General features: G+C 65.1%; 23 protein-coding genes and 1 pseudogene. 4 read left to right on the plus strand and 20 right to left on the minus strand.

Translation table 11 applies throughout. The features are described 5' to 3' along the window. Positions 1-95: 95 nt before the first annotated feature. A complete protein-coding gene (locus ABD188_RS00110) occupies positions 96-1,859 on the plus strand; it encodes an ABC transporter ATP-binding protein (protein WP_344057334.1) in 1,764 nt (587 codons plus the stop codon). Between the two features lie 24 nt (positions 1,860-1,883). On the opposite strand, the gene ABD188_RS00115 is transcribed toward ABD188_RS00110, so the two are convergent. Both ABD188_RS00115 and ABD188_RS00120 read right to left on the minus strand, forming a co-directional pair. After that, positions 1,884-3,431 carry a ThuA domain-containing protein gene (locus tag ABD188_RS00115; protein ID WP_344057335.1) on the minus strand — a complete coding sequence of 516 codons (1,548 nt, stop codon included), beginning with the start codon at positions 3,429-3,431 and terminating at the stop codon, positions 1,884-1,886. Further along, complete coding sequence (locus ABD188_RS00120) at positions 3,428-4,396, minus strand: hydroxyacid dehydrogenase (protein ID WP_344057337.1); 969 nt, start codon at positions 4,394-4,396, stop codon at positions 3,428-3,430. Before ABD188_RS00120 ends, ABD188_RS00115 begins: the two co-directional genes overlap by 4 nt. 196 nt (positions 4,397-4,592) lie before the next feature. Between ABD188_RS00120 and ABD188_RS00125 the strand changes: the two genes are divergently transcribed. Then, complete coding sequence (locus ABD188_RS00125) at positions 4,593-6,419, plus strand: DapH/DapD/GlmU-related protein (RefSeq protein WP_344057339.1); 1,827 nt, start codon at positions 4,593-4,595, stop codon at positions 6,417-6,419. On the opposite strand, the gene ppk2 is transcribed toward ABD188_RS00125, so the two are convergent. Then, on the minus strand, positions 6,335-7,237 hold the full coding sequence (gene ppk2 / locus ABD188_RS00130) for a polyphosphate kinase 2 (protein ID WP_344057341.1): 903 nt from the start codon (positions 7,235-7,237) through the stop codon (positions 6,335-6,337). The two genes, ABD188_RS00125 and ppk2, sit on opposite strands and share 85 nt — an antisense overlap. 109 nt (positions 7,238-7,346) lie before the next feature. On the opposite strand from ppk2, the gene ABD188_RS00135 reads away from it, so the two are divergent. Beyond that, the gene (locus tag ABD188_RS00135) at positions 7,347-9,257 is read left to right on the plus strand and encodes a potassium transporter Kup (protein ID WP_344057343.1); all 1,911 of its coding nucleotides are present in this window, start codon (positions 7,347-7,349) and stop codon (positions 9,255-9,257) included. A 61-nt stretch (positions 9,258-9,318) separates the two neighbouring features. Here ABD188_RS00135 and ABD188_RS00140 read toward each other — a convergent pair whose 3' ends face one another. The 13 genes from ABD188_RS00140 to ABD188_RS00200 form a co-directional block, all read right to left on the minus strand. Beyond that, complete coding sequence (locus ABD188_RS00140) at positions 9,319-9,768, minus strand: hypothetical protein (protein WP_344057345.1); 450 nt, start codon at positions 9,766-9,768, stop codon at positions 9,319-9,321. A gap of 238 nt (positions 9,769-10,006) precedes the next feature. Continuing rightward, a complete protein-coding gene (locus tag ABD188_RS00145; RefSeq protein WP_344057346.1) occupies positions 10,007-11,038 on the minus strand; it encodes a PDDEXK nuclease domain-containing protein in 1,032 nt (343 codons plus the stop codon). A gap of 112 nt (positions 11,039-11,150) precedes the next feature. Continuing rightward, positions 11,151-11,708 (minus strand): cysteine hydrolase family protein, encoded by a 558-nt coding sequence (locus tag ABD188_RS00150; protein WP_344057348.1) that lies wholly within the window; start codon positions 11,706-11,708, stop codon positions 11,151-11,153. Continuing rightward, positions 11,705-12,733: a zinc-dependent alcohol dehydrogenase gene (locus tag ABD188_RS00155; RefSeq protein WP_344057350.1), complete on the minus strand. Its 1,029-nt coding sequence runs from the start codon at positions 12,731-12,733 to the stop codon at positions 11,705-11,707. Before ABD188_RS00155 ends, ABD188_RS00150 begins: the two co-directional genes overlap by 4 nt. A 43-nt stretch (positions 12,734-12,776) precedes the next feature. Further along, positions 12,777-13,370: a TetR/AcrR family transcriptional regulator gene (locus tag ABD188_RS00160; RefSeq protein ID WP_344057352.1), complete on the minus strand. Its 594-nt coding sequence runs from the start codon at positions 13,368-13,370 to the stop codon at positions 12,777-12,779. A 212-nt stretch (positions 13,371-13,582) separates the two neighbouring features. Continuing rightward, complete coding sequence (locus ABD188_RS00165; protein ID WP_344057354.1) at positions 13,583-13,831, minus strand: alpha-amylase family glycosyl hydrolase; 249 nt, start codon at positions 13,829-13,831, stop codon at positions 13,583-13,585. A gap of 20 nt (positions 13,832-13,851) precedes the next feature. Beyond that, on the minus strand, positions 13,852-14,145 hold the full coding sequence (locus ABD188_RS00170) for a hypothetical protein (protein ID WP_344057356.1): 294 nt from the start codon (positions 14,143-14,145) through the stop codon (positions 13,852-13,854). 68 nt (positions 14,146-14,213) lie between these two features. Further along, positions 14,214-15,149 (minus strand): carbohydrate kinase family protein, encoded by a 936-nt coding sequence (locus ABD188_RS00175; protein WP_344057359.1) that lies wholly within the window; start codon positions 15,147-15,149, stop codon positions 14,214-14,216. A 3-nt stretch (positions 15,150-15,152) separates the two neighbouring features. Then, positions 15,153-16,157, minus strand: coding sequence for an NAD(P)-dependent alcohol dehydrogenase (locus ABD188_RS00180; protein WP_344066766.1), 1,005 nt, complete (start codon positions 16,155-16,157; stop codon positions 15,153-15,155). Between the two features lie 5 nt (positions 16,158-16,162). Next, a complete protein-coding gene (locus ABD188_RS00185) occupies positions 16,163-17,686 on the minus strand; it encodes a mannitol dehydrogenase family protein (RefSeq protein ID WP_425561359.1) in 1,524 nt (507 codons plus the stop codon). A gap of 44 nt (positions 17,687-17,730) precedes the next feature. Further along, complete coding sequence (locus ABD188_RS00190) at positions 17,731-18,543, minus strand: carbohydrate ABC transporter permease (protein ID WP_344057363.1); 813 nt, start codon at positions 18,541-18,543, stop codon at positions 17,731-17,733. Then, positions 18,543-19,484, minus strand: a complete 942-nt coding sequence (locus ABD188_RS00195; protein WP_344057365.1) for a carbohydrate ABC transporter permease — start codon at positions 19,482-19,484, stop codon at positions 18,543-18,545. The genes ABD188_RS00190 and ABD188_RS00195 overlap by 1 nt, the downstream gene beginning before the upstream one ends. Before the next feature lie 78 nt (positions 19,485-19,562). Then, a complete protein-coding gene (locus tag ABD188_RS00200; protein ID WP_344057368.1) occupies positions 19,563-20,909 on the minus strand; it encodes an ABC transporter substrate-binding protein in 1,347 nt (448 codons plus the stop codon). A gap of 161 nt (positions 20,910-21,070) precedes the next feature. Between ABD188_RS00200 and ABD188_RS00205 the strand changes: the two genes are divergently transcribed. After that, on the plus strand, positions 21,071-22,051 hold the full coding sequence (locus ABD188_RS00205) for an AraC family transcriptional regulator (protein ID WP_344057370.1): 981 nt from the start codon (positions 21,071-21,073) through the stop codon (positions 22,049-22,051). A 428-nt stretch (positions 22,052-22,479) separates the two neighbouring features. Here ABD188_RS00205 and ABD188_RS00210 read toward each other — a convergent pair whose 3' ends face one another. The 4 genes and pseudogenes from ABD188_RS00210 to ABD188_RS00225 all read right to left on the minus strand — a co-directional run bounded on the left by ABD188_RS00210 (position 22,480) and on the right by ABD188_RS00225 (position 26,340). Next, on the minus strand, positions 22,480-23,991 hold the full coding sequence (locus ABD188_RS00210; RefSeq protein ID WP_344057371.1) for an acyl-CoA synthetase: 1,512 nt from the start codon (positions 23,989-23,991) through the stop codon (positions 22,480-22,482). Positions 23,992-24,026: 35 nt separating this feature from the next. After that, complete coding sequence (locus ABD188_RS00215) at positions 24,027-24,479, minus strand: MaoC family dehydratase (RefSeq protein WP_344057372.1); 453 nt, start codon at positions 24,477-24,479, stop codon at positions 24,027-24,029. Between the two features lie 10 nt (positions 24,480-24,489). After that, positions 24,490-25,374 (minus strand): annotated as a pseudogene (locus ABD188_RS00220) (amidohydrolase family protein). 48 nt (positions 25,375-25,422) lie between these two features. Further along, positions 25,423-26,340: an SDR family oxidoreductase gene (locus ABD188_RS00225; RefSeq protein ID WP_344057374.1), complete on the minus strand. Its 918-nt coding sequence runs from the start codon at positions 26,338-26,340 to the stop codon at positions 25,423-25,425. Between the last annotated feature and the right edge of the window lie 66 nt (positions 26,341-26,406).

The raw sequence follows: 26,406 nt of genomic DNA on the forward strand, positions 1-26,406 counted from the left end.
GTGAACACCGGCTCGATCAGCGCTTGGTCATTCGTCCATGCAACTCCGCGATTACGCCATGCCGAACGTGCCCAGCCCGGGCTTAGCTAGGGCGGGTGACCACTTCACCGCCGCCTGAAGTGCTGCTCGATCCCTCACGACCTGGTGCATCCCTCTTCGGCCTTCTCCGTCCGTTCCGCACGCGGCTGCTCGGCGTCTCGGCGATCTTTCTCGTGAAGGACAGCGCGATCTGGCTGCTCCCGGTCATCACCGCCCGAGCGGTCGACGTCGTCGTCGCCGGCGGCCCGCTGTCATCGATCGGCGTCCTTGCGGTCGTGAGCGCTGTGCTGCTGCTGCAGGTGTATCCGATGCACGTGCTTTTCACGCGCTTGTACATGGGGATCGTCCGAAAGATCGCGCTGACGTTGCGCAACGCGGTGACGACACGCCTGCAGACGCTGTCGATCGGATACTACGGTCGCACGAGCGCCGCAGTCATGCAGAGCAAGGTCGTGCGCGATGTCGAGAACATCGAGCTCATGTACGGCCAGGTCGGCAACCCGCTCGGGTCGGCGATCGTCGTCTTCACCGGCGCTATCGTCATGACTGCGCTGACGGTGCCGCAATTCCTTCCGATCTACTTCCTCGCGATCCCCTGCGGCATCGGCGTGTGGTTGATCACGCGCCGCCGCTCACACAATCGGAACGAGGCATTCCGACTGCAGATGGAGCGGTATTCGAAGCGCGTCGGCGAGATGACCACTCTCATGCCGATCACGCGCGCGCACGGGCTGGAGAGTGTCGCGTACGACCGTGTCGCCGAAGACGCCGAAGGAGTTCGTGAGCTGGGCCTCAGTCTCGACATGGTCAACGGGCACTTCGGCGCGTTGAGCTGGGTCGTCATGCAGCTTCTCGCCGTCGGATGCCTCCTCACCGCTGGAGCGTTCTCGGTTGCGGGCATCCTGCCCATATCGCCCGGCGATGTGGTCCTGCTGGGGACGTACTTCACGATTCTGACGGGCACCATCATGACTGTGCTCAGCCTGATGCCCGTCGTCGCTCGAGGCCGCGAGTCGGTGCGCTCCATCGCGGAGGTGCTGCACGAGCCGGATCTCGAACTGAACGAGGGCAAGCGCCATGTCGCCGATATCACCGGTCGCTACGAGCTCGAAAAGGTCTCGATGTTGTTCCCCGGCCAATCGCGTGCGGCGCTCGACTCGGTGACACTCCGGATCGCACCCGGTGAGACTATCGCGTTCGTCGGACCGTCGGGGTCTGGCAAGTCGACGCTGATCAACTCGATCCTGGGATTCACCCGGCCCACCTCAGGACGTATCCTGCTCGACGATCAGGACACGGCCGAGCTCGACATGCGCACCGTCCGACGCAGAATCTCGGTCGTGCCACAGGAATCGGTGCTGTTCGAAGGGTCCATCCGCGACAACATCACCTACGGGCTCGGGCAGATCTCCGATGCCGAGGTGCAGAACGCGCTCGCCCAGGCGAATGCGATCGAAATCGTCGACGCGCTGCCGGACGGATGGGACACCCTCGTCGGCGAGCGCGGGGCACGCCTCTCGGGCGGGCAGCGTCAGCGGATCTCGATCGCGCGAGCCCTCATCCGCAATCCGCGCGTGCTCATCCTCGACGAGGCCACCAGCGCCCTCGACTCGGAGTCGGAACTCAAGGTGCAGGATGCACTCGAGCGTCTCATGCTCGGCCGCACCACCTTCATCGTCGCGCACCGTCTTTCGACGATTCGCACCGCCGACCGCATCATCGTGCTCGACAGGGGCCAGATCATCGAGGTCGGTTCCCACGAGGAGCTTCTCGAATCGAACGGCCGCTACCGCCGGCTCTGGGAACTGCAATTCGGCTGATGCGCCGCTCGACGACGGAGTCGGTCACCCCAGCAGCTCGTCGATCCGCCACCTTTCGCGCCACGGCAATTCGACGCGATCATCCGTGATACGCAGCGGCAGCACGACCAGCGGTGAGGATTCGAGGTCGGCTTCGGTCCAGCGGTCGCCGATATAGACGAATCCCTCACCGACGGGGACGACGACGCTCACCTGTGACTCATAGGTCTTGGCGCCGGCCGGCGCGATGTCGCGCCACGGCGACCATGGTCCGCTGAGCTCAGGTGCGACCGAGTACTTGTTGTCGTTCATGTCCCAGTAGGTCAGATCCGACCCGAACAGGAAGTAGCGCGCATCGTGCTTGACGAGCGTCGGAGACTCGTAGCCGAGCTCCGGGCGATCCTGTTGGTGCAGCGTGGCTACAAGGCTCTCGGCGCTGAGGTAGTCGTCCGCCAGTCGGTAGATCTGCAGGCCGTTGTTGCGATCCTCCGAGAGCAGGTACGCCGCCTCGCCCTCCTGGTAGACCCCGATGTCGCGCGACTCGTTGCCGAGAGGTCTTTCGCTGCGGCGGAACTCGAAGGGTCCGGCGGGATCGTCCGCCACGGCGTACCCGACTCGGGCCGTCTCATATCCCGGAGTGTCGAGGTGCAGCAGCATGACCCAGTGCCCGTCAGGATGCCGCAGAACCTTGGGGCGTTCGACGATGCGGTCGGGGGCCAATTCCCCTGAACCCGCAGCGAGCGCGTCGCCTTCGTACCGCCAGGTCGCGAAATCATCCGACGAATAGCACACGACTGCGGTGAAGCGATCCCCCGCTGCCTTGTCCTCGCCCCAGGCGTACCAGCGGTCTCCGATGGGCTGCACACCGATGCCGTGCAATTGGGCGACGCGACCCCGGTCGTCGAGGAACACCTGACCGGGGACGATCTCCGCCCTCGTGTCCGCGTCCTCGCGGTCGATGAGCCACGCGGCCGCGTTCAGCACGAGGCGCCGATGATCCTCGGAGTCGTAAGACTCCCCGTTGTGGCCGAGACCGTCGTAGACGACTTGCCCCGTGTTCACCCATACGACAGCGTGCTCCAGCCCGTCGTGTTCGTGAGTGGCGAGGACGACGGCGTCGGGCTGGACGCGGAGGTAGCTGTACCGCTCGTCGTACAGCACGAAATCGTCGAGGCCCCGAGTGACGGGGTGTTCGAGCGGGAGGATCCGGATCTCGGCGGCGCTTTGCGGCGGGTGCATCGTCGTGCCGCGAACCCATCGTCCGCCGAGGATCTCCTCCCATCGCGGGTCGTCAGGGAACGCCGTCGCCACCACGTGGCATGCGAGAAGCGCGCCACCACCGGCGACATACCGATGGATCCCGTCGACGCATGCCTCGTCGGACGGATGCGCCTGCGCGCCGCTGCCGAAGTTCAGCACGACGAGGTCCCACCCGCCAGCGCTCAGGTCCGCGAGGGCGGTGACGACATCTGTGGTGAGAGTCACGTCGTACCGCGACCCCAGAATGTCGACCAGCCGGGCCGAGGTTTCTGCGAACGGATGCCAGGGGTCGCTGTAGTCGCCGGAACCCGACACGATCAGAACCGTGCTCACGCGGATTTCTCCAGGTCGTCAGGGCCGAATGGGTGCAACGGCGGCTTGCCGGCGGCGAGCGCCTCGACCTCGCGCACGACGGACTCGCCGAGCCGTCGCAGCTCGTTGCCCTGAGCGCCGGCCAGGTGCGGGGTGAGCAGCACATTCGGCAACCCGCGAAGCGGGTGGTCGGGCGGCAGCGGTTCAGGGTCGGTCACATCGAGCACGGCCTTGAGGCGACCCTGCTCGAGCAGTCGAACCAGGGCGGGCTGATCCACCAAGCCGGCACGAGCGGTGTTGATGAATGTCGCACCGCGCTTCATCGATGCCAGAAGCTCGGCCGAGATCATCCCGACCGTCTGAGGCAGGAGCGGGGCGTGCACACTCACGATGTCGCTACTCCGGAAGAGCTCCTGGAGCGAGACCGTTGTCACGCCCAGCGCCGCCGCATCGGCCTCGTTCAAGTAGGGATCGAAGACGAGGATGGTGCAGTCGAACTGACGCAGGAGTTCGATCACTCGGCGACCGATCTGCGAGGCGCCGACGATCCCGACGGTTCGGTTGTAATTGCCGATCGAGGCGAAGCGCTCCCCCTCGCGGGCGATCCAGGGATCGCGCGCGTAGTCGTCCGCGACGGCGAGCACATCCTTGCCGGCGAAGAGGATGGTCGCGAGCGTGAACTCTGCCACCGGCAGGGCGTTGGCCGCGCTCGATGTGGTCACGAGGATGCCTCGATCCCACACCTCCCGCGAGAGAAACCCTCGGACCGTCCCGCCGCTGTGGTGGATCACACGGAGCGCCGGCATCCGATCCAGCTCGTCAGGCCCGATGTTCGCGGCTCCCCACCCGGTGATGAGCACCTCGATGTATCGGGCGTCCCAGTTGTCGAAGAAGGTCAGATGCCGCGCCAGCCGCTCTCGCTGGGAGTGATCGAAGAGCTTGGTGGGCAGGCCCTCGTCCATGGACACGGCAGCGCGACGCTTCACTTCCGTATTGGACCCTGACATCGGCATCGTTGCGCTCACCTGTGCCACGCTACCCACTGCGCACGCCGAGCCTGAATGGAGAATCCGTCGACGGTGCTGGACATAGCTCCGATTCCGCGCTCCGACCATCGGATCGTCCATGCCATCTCGTGCGGCATCCATCCCGGCGGGCGGCCGCACTCGGTAGCGTTGAGGCGTGGAACAGTCCAACGACGAAACTGTGCGCCGACTCGACTTCTTGCCGTGGGAGTACGACGCCGCCTCCGACGAGGGGTCCCGCCAGCGGCAGCGGCAGGACCGCCTCGCCTCCGTAGGCGCCGTCATCGGCTCGAACGTCTTCATCGCACCGAACGCTGCGGTCTATTGCGACGACGGTCTGAAGGTGGGAGATCGCACGTACATCGCCGCTCTCGCCTATCTGACCGGGAATCTGACCTTCGGCGCAGACTGCTCGGTGAACCCGTTCGCCGTCATCCGCGGCGAGATCACGATGGGCGACGGCGTGCGCATCGGTGCGCACACCTCCATCCTCGGCTTCAATCACCGGATGTCGCCCGACGCTCCTGTCTTCACACAAGGAATCTTCAGCAAGGGCATCACGATCGGTGACGACGTGTGGATCGGTTCGAACGCGACGATCCTCGACGGCGTGCGGGTCGGCAGCCACGTCGTGATCGCTGCCGGAGCCATCGTCACGAAGGACGTCGCCGACTGGGCGGTCGTCGCCGGCAACCCGGCGCGACAGCTGCGAGACCGACGCGACCACGTGAAGCCCGCGACGCCGGACCTCGAGAGCCGTCTCGGTGCGTTCGGACGCGCGCTGCCCGAACAGATCGGCGACGTGCTCGGCCGCTCCTTCGATGACGGACGCTTCAACGACAGGCCGAAGATCGCGGGTCCGCTCGCTCCCGCGATCCGTCCGTGGTGCGACGCCATCGAGCTGGCCCACCTGGTCTCGGGCGAGCCGCCACTCGGATTCGACGCCGATGATCTCGCGCGCAGGCTCACCGCGCTGCAGGATCCCGTCACCGGCCTGATCCCCGACGGCGACATCTCGGACCGCGGCCTCGAGGACCCGGCCCGGTACGCGCAGGAAGACCGCCCGTTCGACGGCTCCGCCGGTTACCACATCCTCAGCGTGGGATATGCGCTCGACCTGCTGGGCAGGACCTTCGCGCATCCGATCGAAATCGTCCATTCGCTCGGGGACCGCGAACTCGTGGCTGCCCTCGAGTCACGGGACTGGGGCGCCCATGCCTGGGCGTCCGGGGCGGCCGTCGACTCGATCGGAACCGCGATCGCGATCAACATGCGCGACTTCGGGCATCGATTCGACGACGGCGGCGTCGGACCGCTGTACGCGCTGATGGGATGGCTGAACGCCCGCTCGAACGCGGCCACCGGCATGTGGGGCTCGCGCCAGGATGACACCGGCTGGCTGCAGCCGGTCAACGGGTTCTACCGGCTCACTCGCGGCACCTACGCACAGTTCGGCCTTGGGCTCCCCCACCCCGATGCGAGCATCCGAACCGTGCTCGAACACGCCGCCGACCCGTTCCTGGACACCGCCGACGGCTGCACGGCCTGCAACATCCTCGACATCATCCACCCGCTGTGGCTGGCGGCCAAGCAGACCGGTCAGGGGCGTGCCGAGGGCCGATTGTGGGCGCGCACGCAGCTCGAGAAGGCCCTCGCGCATTGGGTGGATGGCGCGGGTTTCGCATTCGCGCCGCGATCGCGGGGCGCGGATGGCGTTCCGGGCTTGCAGGGCACCGAGATGTGGCTCACGATCGTGTGGCTCCTGGCCGACTACCTCGGCCTCTCGGAGGAGCTCGGCTACCGGCCGGCGGGTGTCCACAACCCGGACCCCATCGTCGGGCTCGTGCCCATCGACGAAGCCGCCGACATCATGGGAATGCGCCTCACCTCTCGACACGGCTACTCGTCGGCGGTCTCCCGTTTGCCGCGCATGACAAGCAGCGGATCCGCCTTGCCGACGACTGAGTCGTCTCGGCCCTCGTAATCGAACTGGCCGAGGAAGAACCTCATCGCGTTGGTCCTCGCCCGCTTCTTGTCGTTCGAGCGGACGATCATCCACGGCGCGTACTTCCTGTCGGTGCGGCGGAACATCTCCTCCTTCGCGGCGGTGTAGTCCTCCCACCGATCCAGCGATGCCAGATCATTGGGCGAGAGTTTCCAGCGCCGCACCGGGTCGAGCTGTCGGATCGCGAAACGGGTCCGCTGCTCGGTTCTCGACACCGAGAACCAGAGCTTGGTGACGTGGATGCCGGAATCGACGAGCATCCTCTCGAACAGCGGCGCCTGGGTCATGAAGTCCTCGTACTCACGGTCGGTGCAATACCCCATGACCCGCTCGACACCGGCGCGGTTGTACCAGGACCTGTCGAACATCACGATCTCGCCCGCGGTCGGAAGGTGCTCCACGTACCTCTGGAAATACCACTGACCCTGCTCGCGCTCCGTCGGCTTCGTCAGCGCCACCGTCCGGGCGGTTCGCGGGTTCAGGTGCTCGGTGAACCGCTTGATCGTGCCACCCTTGCCCGCGGCATCCCGCCCCTCGAACAGGATGACCGCGCGCTTGCCGTTGTCTTCCAACCAGTACTGGAACTTCAGCAGCTCGACCTGCAGCCGGTACTTCTCGAGCTCGTACTGGTCGCGCTCCATCCGCGTCTGGTAGGGATACCCCTCCTGCCAGGTATAGACAGGGTCACCCTGCGGGTCGATCAAGTCCGGGTCAGGGGTGTGCCCGTCTCGCACCGAGTAGCCCAGCTTCCGCAGATGCTCGATGTAATCCGGAAGCTCCTCAACGAGATCATCCATATCCCTTGCACTCTCCTCACGACAGATCCCCGACCGCTCCGAGGGAATTATCCTCGGCCGCGGACCCGTGACCTAGGCATACCGGGGCGCAAACAGCGAGACTGTGTGGGTGGCAGCAGCCGTGACAGGTCGATTCGCCCGAACAGTCCTGGTCGTCGGCGCTCTGGGTGTCGTGTTCGGCGATATCGGGACGAGCCCGATCTACACGATCCAGACCGTTTTCAACCCCGCCGATCCTCACCCGGTGCCGGTGTCGACCGAGAACGTCTACGGCATCGTCTCCCTCATCTTCTGGTCTGTGACGATCATCGTCACCATCGCGTACGTGGGACTGATCCTGCGTGCCGACAACGAAGGCGAGGGCGGCATCATGGCTCTGCTCACGCTCGTGGGGCAGAAGGTGGCCGCCGGCAGCCGACGGACCAAGACCATGCTGGTCGCACTCGGCATCTTCGGGGCATCGCTGTTCTTCGGCGACAGCATGATCACGCCTGCGATCTCGGTGTTGTCGGCGGTGGAGGGGCTCGAGGTCGCAGCCCCACCGCTAGCCGCCTTCGTCATCCCGATCACAGTGGTCATCATCATCGTGCTGTTCTCCGCCCAGCGTTTCGGCACCGCAGCCGTAAGCCGACTGTTCGGACCGGTTATGGTCGTCTGGTTCGTGACGATCGGCGCGCTCGGCCTCTTGGGCATAACACGAGAGCCGGAGATCCTGCTCGCACTGTCGCCGACCTATGCGCTCGCGTTCGCATTCGGCAATCCGTCGGTAGCCTTCTTCGCCCTCGCCGCAGTGGTGCTCGCCATCACCGGCGCCGAGGCGCTGTACGCCGACCTCGGCCATTTCGGCCGCCTGCCGATCGCCCGCGCCTGGCTCATCCTCGTCTTCCCGATGTGCATCCTCAGCTACTTCGGGCAGGGCGCGCTCATTCTCGATGACCCCAGCACAGTGGCCAGCCCGTTCTTCCACCTCATCCCCGGTCCACTCCAGATTCCGATGGTCATCCTCGCGACGATGGCTACCGTCATCGCCTCACAGGCGGTGATCACCGGCGCGTTCTCCGTCACGCGCCAAGCGGTGCAGCTCGGCTACCTGCCGAGGCTCCGCATCGAGCACACCTCACCACGGACCATCGGTCAGATCTACGTGCCTCTCATCAACTGGATCCTGCTGATCGCGGTCATCGTGCTGGTGCTCACGTTCCAGCATTCGTCAGCGCTCGCCTACGCGTTCGGCATGGCCGTCACCGGCACCATCATCATCACCACGACGCTCTTCCTCTACTACGCACGAGAAGCGTGGCGGGCCAAGCTGTGGCTCGTCATCGCCGGGGGTGGACTGCTTCTCGCCTTCGAGGGCCTGTTCCTCGCCGCCAATCTCACAAAACTGATCCATGGCGCGTGGCTCCCTTTGGCGATCGCAGTCGTCGCATTCGTCATTCTCATGACCTGGTACCGCGGACGGCAGATCGTCACCGCGCAGCGCGAGCAGGTGGAAGGCCCGCTGGATGCCTTCCTCGACGCAATCCACGACGGCACCGTTCCTGTCGTCCGAGTTTCCGGCACAGCCGTCTACCTCAACCGCGGCGACAAAACCACACCATTGGCGATGCGGTCGACCGTCGAGCATCTCGGGTCGCTGCACCAGAACGTGATCATCCTCTCAATCGAAACCGCGCAGACCCCCACCGTGCCGGTCGAGGACCGTCTGCTTACCGATGCCCTGGGCCACACCGACGACGGAATCGTCCTCGTGCGCGCACGATTCGGCTACATGGAACGACCCAACGTGCCCGACACGCTCCGCATGGTGGATCCCGACGACCTTGAAATCCCGCTCGAACTCGACAACGCGTCGTACTTCCTCTCCACGATCGACCTGCATCGCGGCAACGTTCCCGGGCTCGCCCGGTGGCGCAAACTCCTCTTCATCGCCACCGCGCGCGGCGCCGCGGACGCAGCCCAGTACTTCGACCTGCCACGCGACCGCACCATTTTGATGGGGTCACGCGTCGAGGTCTGAGCAGACCGGATACTGCGGTCGGAGCGAACCAGAGGCAGTCACAGCCGCCAGCGGTGGAATCTCAGCCGATGTCGCGGCCGAACTTGACGAAGACCGACGGGTCTCCGATTGTCCCGCTGGCGTCGCAGATCGCCTCGAGACCCGAGCCCGTGCCGGACTTCGGCAAGAGCGTCAAGAGCACGGTGAAGGTTCCGTCGCCGTTGTCTGTCACCATCGGACCGCCGAGGGCGGCGGTCTCGTCATAGGGCTGAACTGTCCACGTGTCGTCGTTCGGGACGCCGATGACGCCAAAGGTGGCGCCGTAACACAGAAGCCAGGCGTCGAACGATGAAAGCGGATCGCCGGCCGACTGCGGAACACTGGTCGGCTCGGGGGTCGCCGTCGCTGTGACGGTGACCGTCGCAGTTACGGTGGCCGTCGGCGCCGTCCCGCTCGAGTCCACCGAGCATCCAGCGAGCGAAGGAGCGACCACGGCAACTGCAGTGACCGCGATGAGCGTCCGTCTGTTCACGGGATCGGCCGCTCCGTGGTGGCGCGTCCGATACCTGAGCCGCTCCCGGTGGCGATGACGGTGACCGTACTTCCTGCGAAGCCATGTGCGGTGTTCATCGAGTCCCTTCCTGAATCCATCTGAAGCCCTTGCGCCGCACGCGCGTAGGGCCGAAGGTCCCCCTCGTGACGGGATTCTCGAACGGCCTCTGACAGGGAAGTGCTTTCCGGCCGCGCGACGGTGCTCCGCTGGGTGGGTTCTATCGTTCGGTGGTGGTTTCCGCCACCTCGGCAGCAAGCCTGGCGAGAGTGTCCTCCGTGGGAAGCGCCGCCTGTTCAGCGGCTGACAGCTCGTATCGCGAAACAGCCATGGGGTGCGACGTCCCCGCCAGTGAGTAGCGAAAGAAAGTCTCGTTGTTCTCGGCCACCAGAAGGATGCCGACCGTTGGCGCGTGCCGATCCGGTAGCCGCACCCGGTCATCCACCAGCGCTACAGAGAACCCGAGCTGGCCGGCATCGCGGGGGTCGAGCTTGCGCGTCTTCAACTCGAACACGACGTACCGCAGTTGCTCTACATGGAAGAAAAGCAAGTCGATGTAATAGTCGTCACCGTCCACTTCGATGTGATGCTGACGACCGATGAAAGCGAAACCGGTGCCCATTTCGCGGAGCGTGTCGACGATCCGCCGGGTCAGACGATCTTCGAACTCCCGCTCCGTGATGTCTGCGCCAACGCCGAGGAAGCCCGTCGTGTAGGGATCCGTCGCGAGTTGCTGAGCGAGGTCGGAGTCGGATCGAGTCAGTGCCGCTGCGAAATTACTGGGGGCTGCGGCGTCGCGATCATGGAGTCTGGTGCGGATCTGGTGGACCAGAACAGCCCTGCTCCACGCGTGCTGCACATCCTTCCCTGCGTACCACTCACGCAGCTCCTGGTCGTCCAGCTTCTCGAGAAGCTGGACGATGTGGGTCCACGGCAACTGTCCGACCGGCTGCCGGACGATTCCATTCCGCTCCGGCCACGCGGCGGCAAATGCTCGCATCGAGAAGAGATTGGACCTCGAGAATCCACGCATGGTGGGGAACTCCGCCTGAAGGTCATTCGCGAGGCGGGCAACCACCCCAGCGCCCCACGCGCTGGCCTGCTGCTTCGTGATGATGGTGTCGCCGATGTGCCAGTACAGCGCGACGAGCTCCGCGTTCGCACGCCGCTGCAATGTGAATCGCGCGGCGTTCACCCGGCGCTTGAGTGCGTCGAGCGTCTCGGTGTAGTCAGTCGGCTCCACTTCTCCCACAGTCCCAGCATCCTCCACCAGGCCGACGCGGCAATAGTCCAGCAGCCTGCTGGACCATCACTCTGAGGGAGCATTGCTCTTCTCTTCGAGGAGGACGCGGCGATGCCGCGGCTCACAGCGGGGCGACCAGCGTGCCCAGCACGTCGGCAGTCGTCCGCACCCGACCCACGACAGGCAGGACATGAGCAAGCGAGTGATCCATGGAGGCCCGCCGCAGGTCGGCGATCGCATCGGAGACCACGACGACGTCGAAACCCAGGTCGTAGCCGGCGCGCGCTGAGGACTCGACGCCGAAGCTCGTTGCGATGCCGACGATGACCACCTCTGCGACGTCGGCAGCCCGGAGGATGGTCGCCAAGTCCGTGCCGACGAAAACGCTCAGCCCACGTCGCTCGATCCGGATGTCGCTGTCGGCGGGGGTGATTTCCGAAGCAAGTGCGGTCGCGCCCGCCGGCCAGTCCCGCCCCGAATCCGCGTAGGACGTCCGGCCCGGTGGTGTGCCGAGGGATGTCGCGATGACGACCGGCAATTCCCGTTCACGGAACGCCTCGATCAGTGTCATGACATTGGCCAGCCAATCCGCGGAAACGGCCGCCCTGGCATTCGGAAGCGTGCTCTGCTGAAGATCCACGACGATCAGCGCAGAGGATGTCGTTGGTTCGGAGGTCATGATTGCCGCTCGTCGAAGACGACGACGACTTTGTCGGCAGCGCCGGGCGTCGAAGCGAGGACCAGCGCGTCGTCGGCGTGGTCGAAGGGGACCACGTCGCTGACGATGTGGCGGTATCTGTCCGCGAACTCGATGATCGAGTCGGTGACCTCGAAGATCTCGGTGGGGTACCCCATCGACATCCGGATGTCGATCTCGCTCGTGAGGATCTGCTGGAAGTCGATCTCGACGGGTGTCTTGTGGACGGCGACGATAGTGAGCACCGCTCGATTCTTCGCCGCTTCGAGAGCGGTGTGGATGACGGACGGCACTCCTGCGGCATCGAGGTAGACATCCGTTGCAGGTCGAGCCGGGCGCCCCATGAAGCCAGGCACCTCACCGTGGAGCGCCTTGAGACGCTCGACGACATCCTCTTCTGCAGAGTTGATGACGGCGTCGGCGCCGACCCTGAGCGCCTTCTCGAGCCGCGATGGCACGACGTCGACCACAACCACGTGAGCGGCTCCCTTGGAGCGGAATCCGATCGCTGCGCCAAGTCCGACCGGCCCAGCACCGAACACGACCACCTTCGACCCGTCGCCCGCGCCCGACCGGTTGACACCGTGGTAGGCGACGGCCATCGGCTCGTTGAGCGCGGCGACCTCCCAAGGCAGGTCGTCAGGGATGACCCGGAAGTGCACACCCGGACGGGCGTCGAAGAGCACGACCTCGGGCGCCATCGCACCCTGCGCGCCGCCGCTGCCGATGATGCCGTCGCGGTTCGCCATCGGGTTGATGACCACATGGTCTCCGACTGCGGCTCCCGTGACGTCCACTCCAACGTGGATGATCTCGCCGGCCGGTTCATGGCCGAGCGGAGTGGCGCCCTGTCGCGGCGGGATGCCGCCCAGACGCGTGTACAGGGCGTCGGATCCGCAGATGCCGCAGGCGCGGATGCGGACCACGACGTCGTTCGGACCGGCCTCGGGGCGCGTGGTCTCGACAAACTCGGCCACATCCGCGCGCGTCACCATGAGAGTCTTCATACGCCCACTCTACAACAGTTTCCGAACACTGTTCGGAAACTACTCACGGCAGGAGCGGACGCAGCGCATCTGCGAGCGGAGACAGGCGCTCCGCAGTGAAAGCATCGAGGCCCGAATGAGGATCGTGCTGCTCAGACCACAGCTGCGTCGCGTGTGAGGCCACCGCCATCAAGGCTCGGGTGACGCTGTCGACAAGATCCGCGTCGGCGTGCGGTGCGCGCGCCAGCGCGCGCTCGATGAAGAGCTCGAACAGCTGCTCGGTTCGAAGCGATGCGAACGCTCGAAGCTCATCATCCTCGTGAACCAGCCGCCAGCGCCTCGAGAATCGGTCATGTTCTGCCACCCCATACGACGCAACCGCGAGCATCCCCTGGACGAGCAGGTCGACGATGTGTCCCGACGGCGCCTCCTCGAGCGTGACTCGTGCACGCGTGACTGCCTCATCGTGGTCATCCCACAGCAGATCACGCTTCGCGGGGAAGTAGGAGAACAGGGTGGTGCGACTGATTCCCGCGGCGGCAGCCACTTCCGCGAGGGACGTGGGCCCATACCCGTTGGCCGCGAACAGTTCGAGCGCGACTTCACGAATCTCGTCATGCGTCGTCTGCCGCGGCCGCCCGACCAGCTTGTCTCCCACGTGGCCATTCTCCCCCGCACTCACGTTGTTCCCAGCTCGTGACGACGACCTGGGCCTTCGCGATGGTCATCGTGCGGTGCCTTCGATGCCACGGGGACTCGGCATCCACGCCTGGTCGACCGGTGGCAGTTCGTCTCCGAGCGTGAGATAGACACGATCGACTCGCAGTCCGGACTTGCGTGCGATGACGGAGAACGAGTGGACCCCAGCCGTCACATCAACGTGCCGTAGCGGGGCGCGACCGTGTAGTAGTCCGACACGTCATAGCCGGCGTCGCGGAACGGAGACTCGAAGCATGGATTGAACCAGATGACATCCACTCCCAACCACTGCAGGTAATCGAGCCGCTGGATCACTCCCGGGAGGTCGCCGATCCCGTCTCCATTCGAGTCTTGGAACGACTGCGGGTAGATCTCGTAGATCAGCGCTTCTCTGAGCCACTGAGGAGTGGGGCGGGTCATCGCAGTTACTCGAGCACGCTTCATCTGTGGGTGGACAGATACTGATCGATCTCTTCGTGGAATCGCAGCAATTCGCGGCGACCCGGCCGTTTGTCTGCGTTGGCGGGCGACTGCGCGACGACCGGATCCGATACCGGTCGTACACGGAGATAGAGCCAGAGCGCAGCCCCGATGCCCGGCGCGAGGATCACACCGAGCACCCATCTTCCCGCGATCTGCCGGGGCAGAGTGTCACTGTCGATGATCTGAGCCAGCGCGAGGGCATTTGCGATGATGATTGCGCTGACAGTGGCGACGCAGACGATGGTGAGCATGCTCGCGGTCTCCTTCGGTGGTCCATGGGTAGGGGCACAACGGGCCTGAGCCGTTGCGCGGAGGTTGTTCAGTCCAGTTCGTTCTTCCAGGGCGGCTGGGAGCCAGCTCGGCTGACGGTGACCGCCGCACATCTCGTGGCAAAGCTGAGCGCCTCTTCAATCTGTTCGACAGCAAGTCTCGCCAGACGTCCGAGATGAGCGGCGGCTCCGGCGGTCATGAGCCCAGACAGCAGGCCCGCGGTGAATGAGTCCCCCGCACCGATCGTGTCGACGACTTCCGTTTCAATTGGGGTGCTGTCGTGAACGCCCCACTGGCTGAACCCGGTCGCGCCGTGTCGGCCACGTGTGACGACGACGAGATCGGGTCCCCGGCCGAGCCAGTCAGCCGCAGTCTCTTCTACGTCTTTTCCGGGGTAGAGCCACTCGAGATCCTCATCGCTGACCTTGATGAGATCGGCCAAATCGATCAGCCCCTCCAGACGTGCGCGGGCATCTTCCTTTTCGGCGATCAGCTGTGGACGCACGTTCGGATCGAGGGAGATGAGCGATGTGGGCCGGAGCTCTGCCACCACGTCGGCTACCAGATCGCTTCCTGGCGGCATGACCGCTGCGATGGATCCGACGTGGACCAAGGGCGGGATCGCGACCAACTCCAACGGTGACGGTCGCCATGTCACCGTGAAGTCGTACGACGCCGCGCCCGTTCGATCGATGACCGCGCGCGCGAAAGACGTGATCCCGTCGGTCAGGGACTCTTCAGTAAGCGCAACCCCGCTAGCCGCGGCGTGCTCGCGGAGCAACGCACCACGGTCGTCGTCCCCGAACGCGGTGTGGAGCAGTGTCGGGACGCCGAGCCGCGCGAGCCCGATCGCGACGTTGTATGGGCTTCCGCCAGCATGCGCTACCGTTCCCCGGCCGTTGTCGACCTCATCCACCAGCGCCTCGCCGACGACCAGTGCGCCTACGTTCGCGTAGTCGGCTGGGCGTTCTCTCTCGATCGCCACGCTCTACCTGCCTGGGTACACGATGGCTTTCAGCTGCCCCGGTTCTCGCCCGATCGTGAGAGCCCGCTCTGACTCTGCAAGTCCGAATCGCGCGGTGACGAGACGGTCGAGGTCCACGCGACCGCTGCTGACGAGTTCGATCGCGAGGGGCCAGGTGTTGGCGTAACGGAAGACTCCGCTCAGCCAGATCTCTCGGTTCTGCAGGAACGACACCGGCAGCTCGAGATCGTCGTTCCCAAGACCCACGAGAATGACCCGGCCGGCAGCGCGCACCGCAAGGATGCCGGAACGGACCGCCGGAGCGGCGCCGGTTGCATCGATGAACGCGTCGACCTCCAAGCCCTCGACCGACTCAGCGAGGGGGTCGATGACGCGGGTGGCGCCGGAGGTAAGAGCGAACTCGCGTCGGCCCGCATCAATGTCGGTGACGATCACTTCGCTTGCGCCGAAGGCACGGGCGGTCTGGGCAACGATGACTCCGATGGGACCAGCGCCGGCGACGAGTACACGACTGCCGGGCTTGATCTCTGCACGCTGGCACGCCCAGATCCCGACGGAGAGCGGTTCGATGAGCGCTGCCGCCTCGTCGGACACGTTGTCGGGAATGTCGAAAGCGAAGTCACTCTGGATGGCGACGAATTCCGAGAACGCCCCGTCGATCGGCGGTGTGGCGAAGAACTCCATGTCGGGGCACAGGTTGTACCGGCCCGCTTTGCATTGCGAACACACGCGGCAGGGACGCTGGGGTTCGATGGCCACCCGCTGGCCGATCCGGCCGGGATCGACGTCGCTGCCGACGTCTTCGATGCGGCCAGACAGTTCGTGGCCCAGCACGAGAGGACTCTCGACGATGTACGGGCCGATGCGGCCGTGCTCGTAATAGTGCACATCGCTGCCGCACACGCCTACGGCGGCGACCCGGACCAGAACCTGGTCCGGTTCCAGAGAAGGCACGTTCATCGGTGCGATGGAGATCGAGTGAGGGGCGGTGAGCACCGCCGCTTCCATGAGGGTCACAGCTTCTTCTCGCTTTCGTTCGGGTGGACTTCGTCCGGGGTGCTGGCTCCGATCGGTGCCCCGATGAGCGTTCGCAGAGTCTCGTGCGCGCCGACGGTGTGCAAACTGTGCAGGGCACGCGAGTAGGCGTCCGCGAACCGTGCGTTCTCGGCGAGGTCCCCGAAGAGTGCGCGGTTGCGGATGAAGGCCAACGGGTCGTCGTGCTGGGTTTGAGCGATTGCAACGAGCTCGTCGCGGAGAGGATCCACGACGGTGATCGGCTCGCCTTGCTCGTCGATTGCCTCGGCGTATCTCGCCCAGCTCGCCACGATCGCGGCGGAGAGGGCAACCTCGCCGCCGGCGTCGAGCTGCTCACGGATGACGGGCACAAGCCATTTCGGGATGCGGTCCGATGATTCTGCGCAGAGTCGAGCGATAGTGTCCCGGACGAACGGATTGGAGAACCGTTCGATCAGGGTGTGCTTGTACTTGTCGAGGTCCACTCCGGGCACGGGCCGCAAGGTCGGAGTCGCCTCGCGATCCATGTACGCCAGGAGGAACGTTTCGATCAGCGGATCCGCCAACGCGTCGTGCACGAGACGGTACCCGCTGAGGTAGCCGAAGTAGCACAGCCCCTGATGACTTGCGTTGAGCAGCCGCAGTTTCATCAACTCGTACGGTTCGACATCTCCAACCAACTGAGCCCCGGCACGTTCGACGGGAGGGCGGCCGAGGGGGAAGTCATCTTCGATGACCCACTGGAAGAACGGCTCGCACACGACGGGCCATTCATCCTTGAGGCCGAGCCGTCGCTCCGTCGACGCAACGTCCTCGGCGGACGTGACCGGGGTGATGCGGTCGACCATCGAGTTCGGGAACGATACGTTCTCTCGCACCCATGCACCCAGCGCGGGGTCCTTCAGCTCGGCGAACGCCGTGAATACGCGGGCCGCCATGTGTCCGTTGCCCTGGATGTTGTCGCACGACAGGACGGTGAATGCCGGGATGCCGCGATCCCGGCGCCTGCGGAGAGCCTCCGTGACATAGCCGAACACGGTCGTCGGCACGGCACCCGGCACGAGGTCGGACACTACCGCGGGGGCCGTCGCATCGAACTCGCCTGTCACGCGGTCGAAGTTGTACCCGCCTTCGGTGATCGTCAGGGAGACGATTCGCGTGCCGGGGTGCGCCATCCGTTCGATCACGGCTTCAGGCTCATCGGGAGCGAACAGGTAGTCGACGATGCTGCCGATCACCGTCGACTCCTCACGCCCGTCCGGATGCTTGACGGTGAGCGTGTACAGGCAATCCTGTGCGTCGAAGATGGTCTTGATCCGCCGATCGCTCTCAAGCAGGCCGACCCCGCAGATCGCCCAGTCGAGGGCGAGGCCCTGTGACATCAACGAGTCAACGCACATCGCCATATGCGCCCGGTGGAACCCGCCCACGCCCACGTGAACGATGCCTACCGACAAGTCGGAGCGATCGAACTCCGGCCGCCCGACTCCGTCATTCGCTTCGTCGACCGTGGAAGCCGACAGCCGCCGGGCCGACGTCTCATCGGAGGCGCCGTCCGCTCGTCCGATCACTTGACGGCACCCATCGCCAGTCCGCGCACGAGCTGCTTCTGTGCCAGCCACCCGGCAGCTACCACCGGCAGCACGGCGATCGTCGCCGCCGCCGAGAGGACGGCCAGGAACTGCCCGCGCCCGTCGACGAAGCTGGCGAGGAACGGCGGAACCGTCCGTGCCGTGTCCGTGGTGAGGATCGTGGCGAGGAAGTACTCGTTCCACGAGAAGATGAAGCAGATCAGCGCGACCGCCGCAACTCCAGGCACGACGATCGGTAGGACAACCCTGACCAGTTCGGTCCGCAGGTTCGCGCCATCGATCTGCGCGGCCTCGATGATCTCCAGCGGGACTTCGTTGAAGAACGAGCGCATCATCCAGATCGCGATCGGAAGGTTGATCGCGACGTACAGCCAGCTGAGTGCCGAGATGTTATCGAGCAGCCCGAGCCACAGCAGGATGAAATACACCGGGATGATCGACGCCGCGACGGGGAGGAACCTCGTCGAGATGAAGAAGAACAAGACGTCCTTCACCTTCTTGATCGGGCGGATGCTGAGCCCATACGCGCAGGGGACGGCGAGCAGCAGCACGATCAGGGTCGACGAGATGCTGGATGTGAACGAGTTCGTCAGATATGCACCCATGCCTCGCTCGAACACCGCGACGTAGTTGTCGAAGCTCAGGCTCGTGAAGATCGTGGGCGGGATGGATGCGGCAGCGTTCTCTGTCTTGAAGCTGGTGAACACCATCCACGCGATCGGGAAGAAGAACACCAGGGCGATGATCCAGGTTGCCGTTGTCAGCAGACCTGCTCGGAATGAACGCATCAGCGGACCTCTCCTTCGACGAACACCTTGAACAGGCTGCGGAGCGCGAGACTTGCCGCGCCGATGGTGATGATGACGGTGATGACGCCGAACGCTGCCGCCTGACCGATGTCGAGCCCGATGAAGGCCCGTTCGTAGAGGAGGTACGGCAACGTCTTCGTGCCGCCGGTGCCCTTGGTCATGATCGCGATCGGGTCGAACATCTGCAGCATCATGATGCCGCCGAGCAGAATGGCGATCTCGATGTACTGCCGCAGGTGCGGGAGCGTCATGTGACGGAACGTGCGAATCGCGCCGGCCCCATCCACCGAAGCTGCTTCGAGCACCTCCTTGCTTTGGCTCTGCAACCCGGCCAGGAGGATCAGCATGAAGAAGGGTGTGAACTGCCAAGTCATCAGCATGATGATCGTCACGACGGGCAGGTCGGTGTTGAACGAGACGGACGGGAGCCCGATCGCATTGAGGCCGACGTTCACCATGCCGACGTTGACGTCGAGCATGGAGTACTTCCAGATCAGTGCTGCTGCTGCGGGCATGACGAGGAACGGTGTGATCATCAGTGTTCGCACGACTCCCTGCCCGAGGAACTTCCGGTCGAGAAGCAGCGCGAAGCCCAGGCCGAGGACCAGGGCGAGGATGACCGATGACCCGGTGATGGTCACGGTGGCGATGAGGGCTTCGAGGAAGTCGCCCGTGGTGAATACCGCGATGTAGTTGCTCAGCCCGGCGAACGAGATCTCGTCAGGCCGAAGCTGGTTCCAGTTCAGGAACGACACCACGATGGTGACGAGGAATGGGATCTGCGTAAGCGCGATCGATATGAACAGCGCCGGGAAGACAAGCCCGCGCGCCACGCGCGCTTTCCGCTTGCTCGTCGGGGCGATCGCCGGGGGCAGGACGCCCGAGTCGGAGTCCGGAGTGGTGATGGTGGTGGTGGTCATGTTCGCTTCCTTTGGTAGGGCGGATGTGGGGGCAGCACGGTGGGTGCTGCCCCCACATCGCGAGGGCGACGCTGAGACTTACTTCTGTTTGTCTCCGGCGGCCTGAGCGATCTTCTGCCCCTCGGCGAGTGCCGCTTCGACGGTGGTGCGGCCGGCGATGGCGTCCGCCACGAGCTGCGCGACCTGGTTGCCCACGTCTTGGAACTCCGGGATGGTCACGTACTGGATGCCGACCCACGGCTGCGGGTCCACGCCCGGCTGCTCCGGGTTCACCGAGTTCATGACCTCGAGAGTGATCGGGGCGAAGGCAGCAGCGGCTTCCTTGTACTCCGGGATCTCATAGGTGGAGTTGCGCGCCCCCGGGGGAACACGGGTCCAGCCCAAGGTCTCGCCGACCAGCTGCTGGTACTCCTTGCTCGTCGCCCACTTGACGAACGTGGTCGCCGCGTCGGCGTTCTTCGTGGTCTCGGGAATCGCGAGGTTCCACGACCACAGCCAGCCCGACTCATCGGTCTTGTACGTCGGCGCGTGCGCATAACCCATCTGGCCGGCGACGTCGGAGGTGTCGGGGTCCTCGAGGATGGATGCAGCGACGGACGCGTCGTACCACATGGCCGCCTTCCCGCTGCTGAGCAGGTTCAGGCACTCGGTGAAGCTGTACGAGACCGGGTCGGACTCACCCGCATCCGCCAGAAGGTCCACGTAGAAGTTGACTGCCTCAGTGAACTCCGGAGAGTCGACCTGGGCGTTCCAGTCCATGTCGTACCAGTTGCCGCCGAAGGTCTGCACCACCGTGGTCAGCGGCGCGAACAGGTCGCCCCAGCCTGGCTTTCCGCGCAGGCAGATGCCGGCAACATCTGGCGAGTTGAGCTGCTTCGCGAAGTCGGCCACCTCCTGCCAGGTGGGGTTGTTCGGCATGGTGAGGCCCGCCTCCTCGAACATCGCCTTGTTGTACATGAGGATCGACGACTCACCGTAGAACGGGACCGCATACTGCTTGTCATCGACGGAGATGGCCTTGCGGACAGGCTCGAGCAGATCGTCCACGTCGTAGTCCTCATCGGCCTCGAGTGCGGGGGTCAGGTCCTTCAGCCAGCCCAGCGCGCCCCACTGGGGAACCTCGTACGCGCCGACTGTGACGATGTCGTACTGCCCGGCCTTGGACGCGACGTCCGCCGTGACCGCAGCGCGCAGGTCGCCTTCCTCCATCTGGACGAAGTTGACCTTGATGCCGGGGTTCTCCTTCTCGAAGGTGCCCTTGAGCTCCTCCATGTCCTTCATCTGCGGGTTGCTGACGGTCGCGAGCGTCAGGGTGACGTCGCCGTCTTGCTGAGCACTGCCGCCGGCGCCGGCGCAGCCGCTCAGCGCGATCACGGTCACGGCCAAAGCCGACCCGGTCGCGATGAAACGTCGTTTCTTAAGCACGTGAAACTCCTTTGTTGTGTCTGCCTCTTCGGTCCTCCGGCGGCCGGCTGTTGAAGCTTGCTGCGGGGTGACTTGTCCCACTTTGGGCGACCCGACATCCTCGCGTCCCACCCCTAGCGCTCAGGATCTGGTACTTTCTTTCCAGTTCTCGTCGACCGAATGTGACCAGCAAGGTGGCTGGAGGGCCGATGGCATCAGCCGAAACTTTCGCCCGGACGATCATTGAAAGTCCGGCCGCGAGAGAGCTCATCCCTCACCCCGACGGGGAGTCGTTCCGGTGGATCGAGCACGACTATCCGTGCGATATCGCCCGATGGAACTATCACCCTGAGGTCGAGATCCACCTCATCCGACGCAGCAGTGGAAGCTTCATCATCGGTGACGAGGTCGGAGCGTTCGGACCAGGTCACGTGGCCATCGTCGGCTCGGAAGTGCCGCACGACTGGATGAGCGACCTGGCCCCGAACGAGGTCATCGGGAACAGGGACGCCGTCATCCAATTCACCATCGATTGGCTGGAAAGTGGGATTCAGGCGATCCCGGAACTCCAACCCGCGCTGAAGTTGATCGATCAGTCTCGGCGCGGCATCGTCTTCTCGGGCGCGACGGCAGCGACCGCCGCGGTCGACATTGAGGCTGTGGGCGCGACGACGGGAGCCCGTCGCATGGCGCACTTCTTCGCCCTGCTCGATCTCATGATGAATGCCCCGGAGGAGGACAGGCACTACGTCACGCAGGAGTTGTACGCGCCATCGGTCGGCCGCGAAGGCAAGGCAGCCGTCGACGCCGGACTCGCCTATGTGCTGGAGAACTTGAGCGGAGAGATCCGGCTGTCGGAGGCGGCCCGCCTCGCATACATGTCCGAGCCGTCCTTCTCGAAGTACTTCAAAAAAGCCAGCGGCATGACCTTCTCAGACCTGGTGCGGCGGCTTCGCATCTCCAACGCGTGCCGCCTCCTCGACCACAGTGACTCTTCGATCGCCGACATCTGCGCGGCCGTTGGGTACCGCAATCTCGCGAACTTCAATCGCCAGTTCAGGGCGGAAACCGGCCTCACACCGAGCGCTTATCGCGCGCTCGACGACTTGAGTAAGCCAAGCATCGGCCTGCTGAATTTGAATGGCCGCCGCTCCGGCCGATGAATGCTCCTGTGCGTGGGATCTCCGTTCAGGCAAACGCGGTGTCACCGCAAGTCAGGGGTGTGAATGTGTGCACTTCGCCAACCACGACCGTCGAGCAGACCAGCTCGAGAAACACGAAAGCCCGCGGAAATCCGCGGGTCTTCTTGGGTTACTGTCTCAACGCAGTGTGCGCCCGAGGAGACTGGAACTCCCAACCTTCTGATCCGTAGACTGACAGATTTGGGGTCGATTCCCGCGTGATTCCAGGGATCCTTCCCCCCGTGGACACATTGGTGCACTACTCTGCTCGTCGCTCCGATCACCACGCACGTCCAGCGCAGCCGAGGAGGGCGTAGCGGCTGCCCCAGTGCGGATGGGCTGGAGGACTCGAGCCGTGGAGTCATTCGAGCCAATGCGTCGCAACGAGTCGTCGCGGCTGGCATCGTGAGTCAGCGCTTCGCGCCACCGTACATCGCTCGGAGGTCCTGCTTGCGGATCTTCCCGGATGCCGTTCGAGGCAGCTCATCGATGACGATGACATGTCGCGGCAGCTTGTATCGGGCGAGCTGCCCGTCGAGGTGGCCGCGTACCGAATCCGTGCTGATCGAGGTGGTGCCCGCGACCGTGAGCACTGCCCATGGCACCTCGCCCCACTGGTCGTCAGGGATGCCGATGACCGCGACACCGGTGACGCCCGGGATGTTGCTGATGAGGTTCTCCACCTCAGCCGGATAGATGTTCTCGCCGCCGGAGATGATCATGTCTTTGAGCCGGTCGGAGATGTAGAGGTAGCCGTCGGCGTCCAGGCGGCCGAGGTCGCCGGAGCGGAACCAGCCGTCCGCCGTGAACGCGGCATCCGTCGCCTCGGGAAGGTGCAGGTACCCCGGGAAGACGTTCGGTCCGGCGATCTCGATCTCGCCGACCCCGTCCCAGCCGAGGTCAGCACCGCTCTCGTCGGTGATGCGCACGTCGGTGAAGAAGTGCGGCAGGCCCACACTCCCCTGTTTCGATCTCGTCATCGACGGCGAGAGGGATGTCGCGCCGGGCGAGGTCTCGGTCATCCCGTACCCCTGCGAGAAGTGCAGCCCGCGCTCCTCGTACGCATTGAGGATGCGGGTGGGCACCGCCGAACCACCGCAGGTGAGCTTGCTGAGCGTGGACAGGTCGGTGACGGCCCAGTCCGGATGGTCAGCCATCAGCTGGTACGTCGTGGGGACTCCGCTGAGCATCGTGACTCCGTGCTGGGCGATGAGGCGGAGCGCTCGTCCGGGCTCGAAGCCCCTCTCGAGGACGATCGTTCCCCCCTTCAGGATGACAGGAAGCGCACCCATGCCCAGCGACGCGACGTGGAAGAGCGGCGAGATCATGAGAGCGACATCGGTCGAGACGATGTCGTAGTCGACGAGGGAGTTCAACGCCACCCACGTCAGGTTCTGATGCGTGAGCACAGCCCCCTTCGAGCGGCCTGTGGTTCCCGAGGTGTAGATGACCGCAGCGGGGTCTTCCGGCACGGCGTGGATGAAGGCGAAGCCCGCGTCGGCATCCGCCAGAGCATGACGGAGGTCGGCGGTTTCGACGACGTGGGCGATGCCGACCGCCGAGGCCAGCGGGCTGGTCCTCTCGACGAAGTCTCGGTCGCGGAAGAGCGCGCGCGCCCGGCTGTCGGCGAGGATGTGAAGGATCTCCGGCGGTGCGAGGCGGGTGTTCACGGGAACGAACACCGCACCCACCTGGGCGCAGCCGAACAGCGTGGCCAGGAATTCGGGGCTGTTCTCGCCGATGTAAGCGACGCTGTCACCCTTGCCGATCCCGCGCGCTGACAGCAGGGCCGAGACGCGATCCGTGAGATCGGCGAGCTGCGCATAGGTCATCGCCTGACCGTCGTCGTAGATGAGCGCGGCCTTGTCGGGTGTCTTCAGGCGTCGCTTGCCCATCCAAGCGTCGAGTCCGGGGTGATGCACGGCGTCCTCTCCGTCGAGGTGTGATGACGGGCTGTTCAGGCGTAGAAGCGGTAGAGCCCGCGTGCAACGAGGGCGGGCTTGGTGCCGCCTTGGATCTCGATGGTCTGGTCGACGGCGAACTGGTATCCGCCGGGCACGTCCGTGACTTCGGCGATGACCGCGCCGCCGCGGATTCGTGCGCCGACCTTGACGGGAGAGATGAAGCGCACCTTGTCGAGCCCGTAGTTGACCTTCGTGGTGACGCCGTCGAGGTCGAAAAGCTCGGACCAGAACTTCACCGTGAGCGACAGCGAGAGGAAGCCGTGCGCGATGGGGCCGCCGAAAGGTCCGGATGCAGCGCGCTCCGGGTCGACGTGGATCCACTGGTGGTCGTCGGTGGCGTCCGCGAACAGATTCACACGGTCCTGGGTGACCTCGATCCACTCGGTGAACCCGAGGTCGGTGCCGGCGAGTGCCGCAGCGTCGGAGTAGGGGTAGGTCGTCGTCATGATGAACCTTTCAGGGGTGCAGGCCGAGTAGTCGCACGGCGTTGGATTTGAGGATGGCGGGCATCGACTCGGGTTTCAGTGCGGTGTGCTCGACGTCGCGCAGCCAGCGGTCGGGCGTGAGCAGCGGGAAGTCCGAGCCGAACAGGACGCGGTCTTTGAGATAGGAGTTCGCGGCGCGGACGAGGGACTCGGGGAAGTACTTCGGGCTCCACCCCGACAGGTCGATCCAGGTGTTGTGCTTGTGCGTCGCGACCGAGAGGGCCTCGTCCTGCCAGGGCACGGAGGGGTGGGCCATGATGATCTGCAGCTCGGGGAAATCGGCCGCGACCGGGTCGAGCAGCATCGGGTTCGACAGTCCGAGCCGCAGGCCGCGACCGCCGGGCAGGCCCGCGCCGATGCCGGTCTGGCCGGTGTGGAACAGCGCGGGGATTGCGGCATCCTGCATCGTCTCGTAGATCGGATAGAACTGCTCGTCGCTCGGGTCGAACCCCTGCACCGTGGGGTGGAACTTGAAGCCGCGCACGCCGTGATCCTCAACCAGCCGGCGCAGTCGCTCTACGGCGTCGTGTCGGTGCGGGTCGACGGAGCCGAACGGGATGAGCACGTCGTTGTTGCGCGCGGCGCCGTCTGCGATGCCGGCGCTCGAGATCGGCGCCTGACCGAGCTGGGTCTCGGCGTCGACGGTGAACACCACCGCGGCCATCCGACGCTCCCGCTAGTACACGGCGACGCTGTCGAGATCCGGCCGCGGCCCGCCTGCTTTGAAGTATTTCGACGCCGCCTCGGCCAGATCCGGTGGCAGCGACGAGTGTCCGTGGTCGTCGATCTCGATGTGCACATGCACGTCGATCGCGGTGAGTGAGCCGACGTCGATGGCGGGTTCGTAGCGGGTCATGATCCTGGAGACCGGTCGTTGAGCCAGCGAAGCGAGACGAGACGCATGTCACCGCTGCAGCTCGTCCGGCAGCGGCGGGAACCTCTCGCCGACCGTCTGCAGCTGCCCGCCGACAGCCTCCGTGAAGTCCGCCGCGAGCGCGTCGTACGACCATCCGCCATCGCGGTAGGCGGTCGCGACCGCCTCGGGGTGCGACCACAGCTGCAGGCGGTCCCCCCCGATGCCGATCGCCTGACCGGTGACGCCGGCTGCGGCATCCGATGCAAGATATGCGATGAGACCGGCGACGTCGTCCGAAGTCCCGAAGCCGAGGTCGTGCCGGAAGAACGGGGGCATCGCCTCACCCGCGGCATCCGCTTCGACCGCCGCCGCGAAGTACGGCACGGTCGCGGTCATCGCGGTCGCCGCGACCGGGATGACGGCGTTCGCCGTGATCCCCGCGCGCTTCAGCTCGAGCGCCCAGGTGCGCACCATACCCACGATGCCGGCCTTGGCCGCGGCATAGTTGGTCTGCCCGAAGTTGCCACGCTGACCCGTCGGCGACCCGATGCAGATGATCCGGCCCGCGATCTCGTTCTCCCGCATGTACGTCGCGGCCTCGCGGACGCAAGTGAAGGTCCCACGCAAATGCACGTTGATCACGGTGTCGAAGTCGTCATCGCTCATCTTCCACAGCACCGTGTCGCGCAGCACACCCGCGTTGGTCACCAGGATGTCGAGCCGCCCGAAGCTCTCCACGGCTGCGGCGACGAGCTGCTGCGCCGTCTCGGTCGGGCCGACCGGAGCGACGACCGCGATAGCCTTCCCGCCTGCCGCCTCGATCGACGCGACGGCGTCGGCTGCGGTCTGCTCGTCGACGTCGTTCACGACGACCGCCGCGCCCTGCCGGGCGAGCTCCTGCGCGTATGCGAGGCCGAGGCCTCGACCGGATCCGGTGACGATGGCGACTTTGCCGTCCAGTGACATGAGTGACTCCTTCATACGTGTCCCGACAGGAAGCTGAAGCGGCCGTCGGCATCTCTCTATTAGAAC

Origin of the sequence: Microbacterium pumilum, assembly GCF_039530225.1 — a bacterium.
Classification (GTDB): domain Bacteria; phylum Actinomycetota; class Actinomycetes; order Actinomycetales; family Microbacteriaceae; genus Microbacterium; species Microbacterium pumilum.

Excerpts from the sequence above, each read along its gene's own strand:
- ppk2 (WP_344057341.1), bottom strand. The coding sequence starts at position 7,237 with ATGGATGATCTCGTTGAGGAGCTTCCGGATTACATCGAGCATCTGCGG.
- ABD188_RS00150 (WP_344057348.1), bottom strand. The coding sequence starts at position 11,708 with ATGACCTCCGAACCAACGACATCCTCTGCGCTGATCGTCGTGGATCTT.
- ABD188_RS00155 (WP_344057350.1), bottom strand. The coding sequence starts at position 12,733 with ATGAAGACTCTCATGGTGACGCGCGCGGATGTGGCCGAGTTTGTCGAG.
- ABD188_RS00165 (WP_344057354.1), bottom strand. The coding sequence starts at position 13,831 with ATGACCCGCCCCACTCCTCAGTGGCTCAGAGAAGCGCTGATCTACGAG.
- ABD188_RS00170 (WP_344057356.1), bottom strand. The coding sequence starts at position 14,145 with ATGCTCACCATCGTCTGCGTCGCCACTGTCAGCGCAATCATCATCGCA.
- ABD188_RS00180 (WP_344066766.1), bottom strand. The coding sequence starts at position 16,157 with ATGGAAGCGGCGGTGCTCACCGCCCCTCACTCGATCTCCATCGCACCG.
- ABD188_RS00190 (WP_344057363.1), bottom strand. The coding sequence starts at position 18,543 with ATGCGTTCATTCCGAGCAGGTCTGCTGACAACGGCAACCTGGATCATC.
- ABD188_RS00195 (WP_344057365.1), bottom strand. The coding sequence starts at position 19,484 with ATGACCACCACCACCATCACCACTCCGGACTCCGACTCGGGCGTCCTG.
- ABD188_RS00215 (WP_344057372.1), bottom strand. The coding sequence starts at position 24,479 with ATGACGACGACCTACCCCTACTCCGACGCTGCGGCACTCGCCGGCACC.
- ABD188_RS00225 (WP_344057374.1), bottom strand. The coding sequence starts at position 26,340 with ATGTCACTGGACGGCAAAGTCGCCATCGTCACCGGATCCGGTCGAGGC.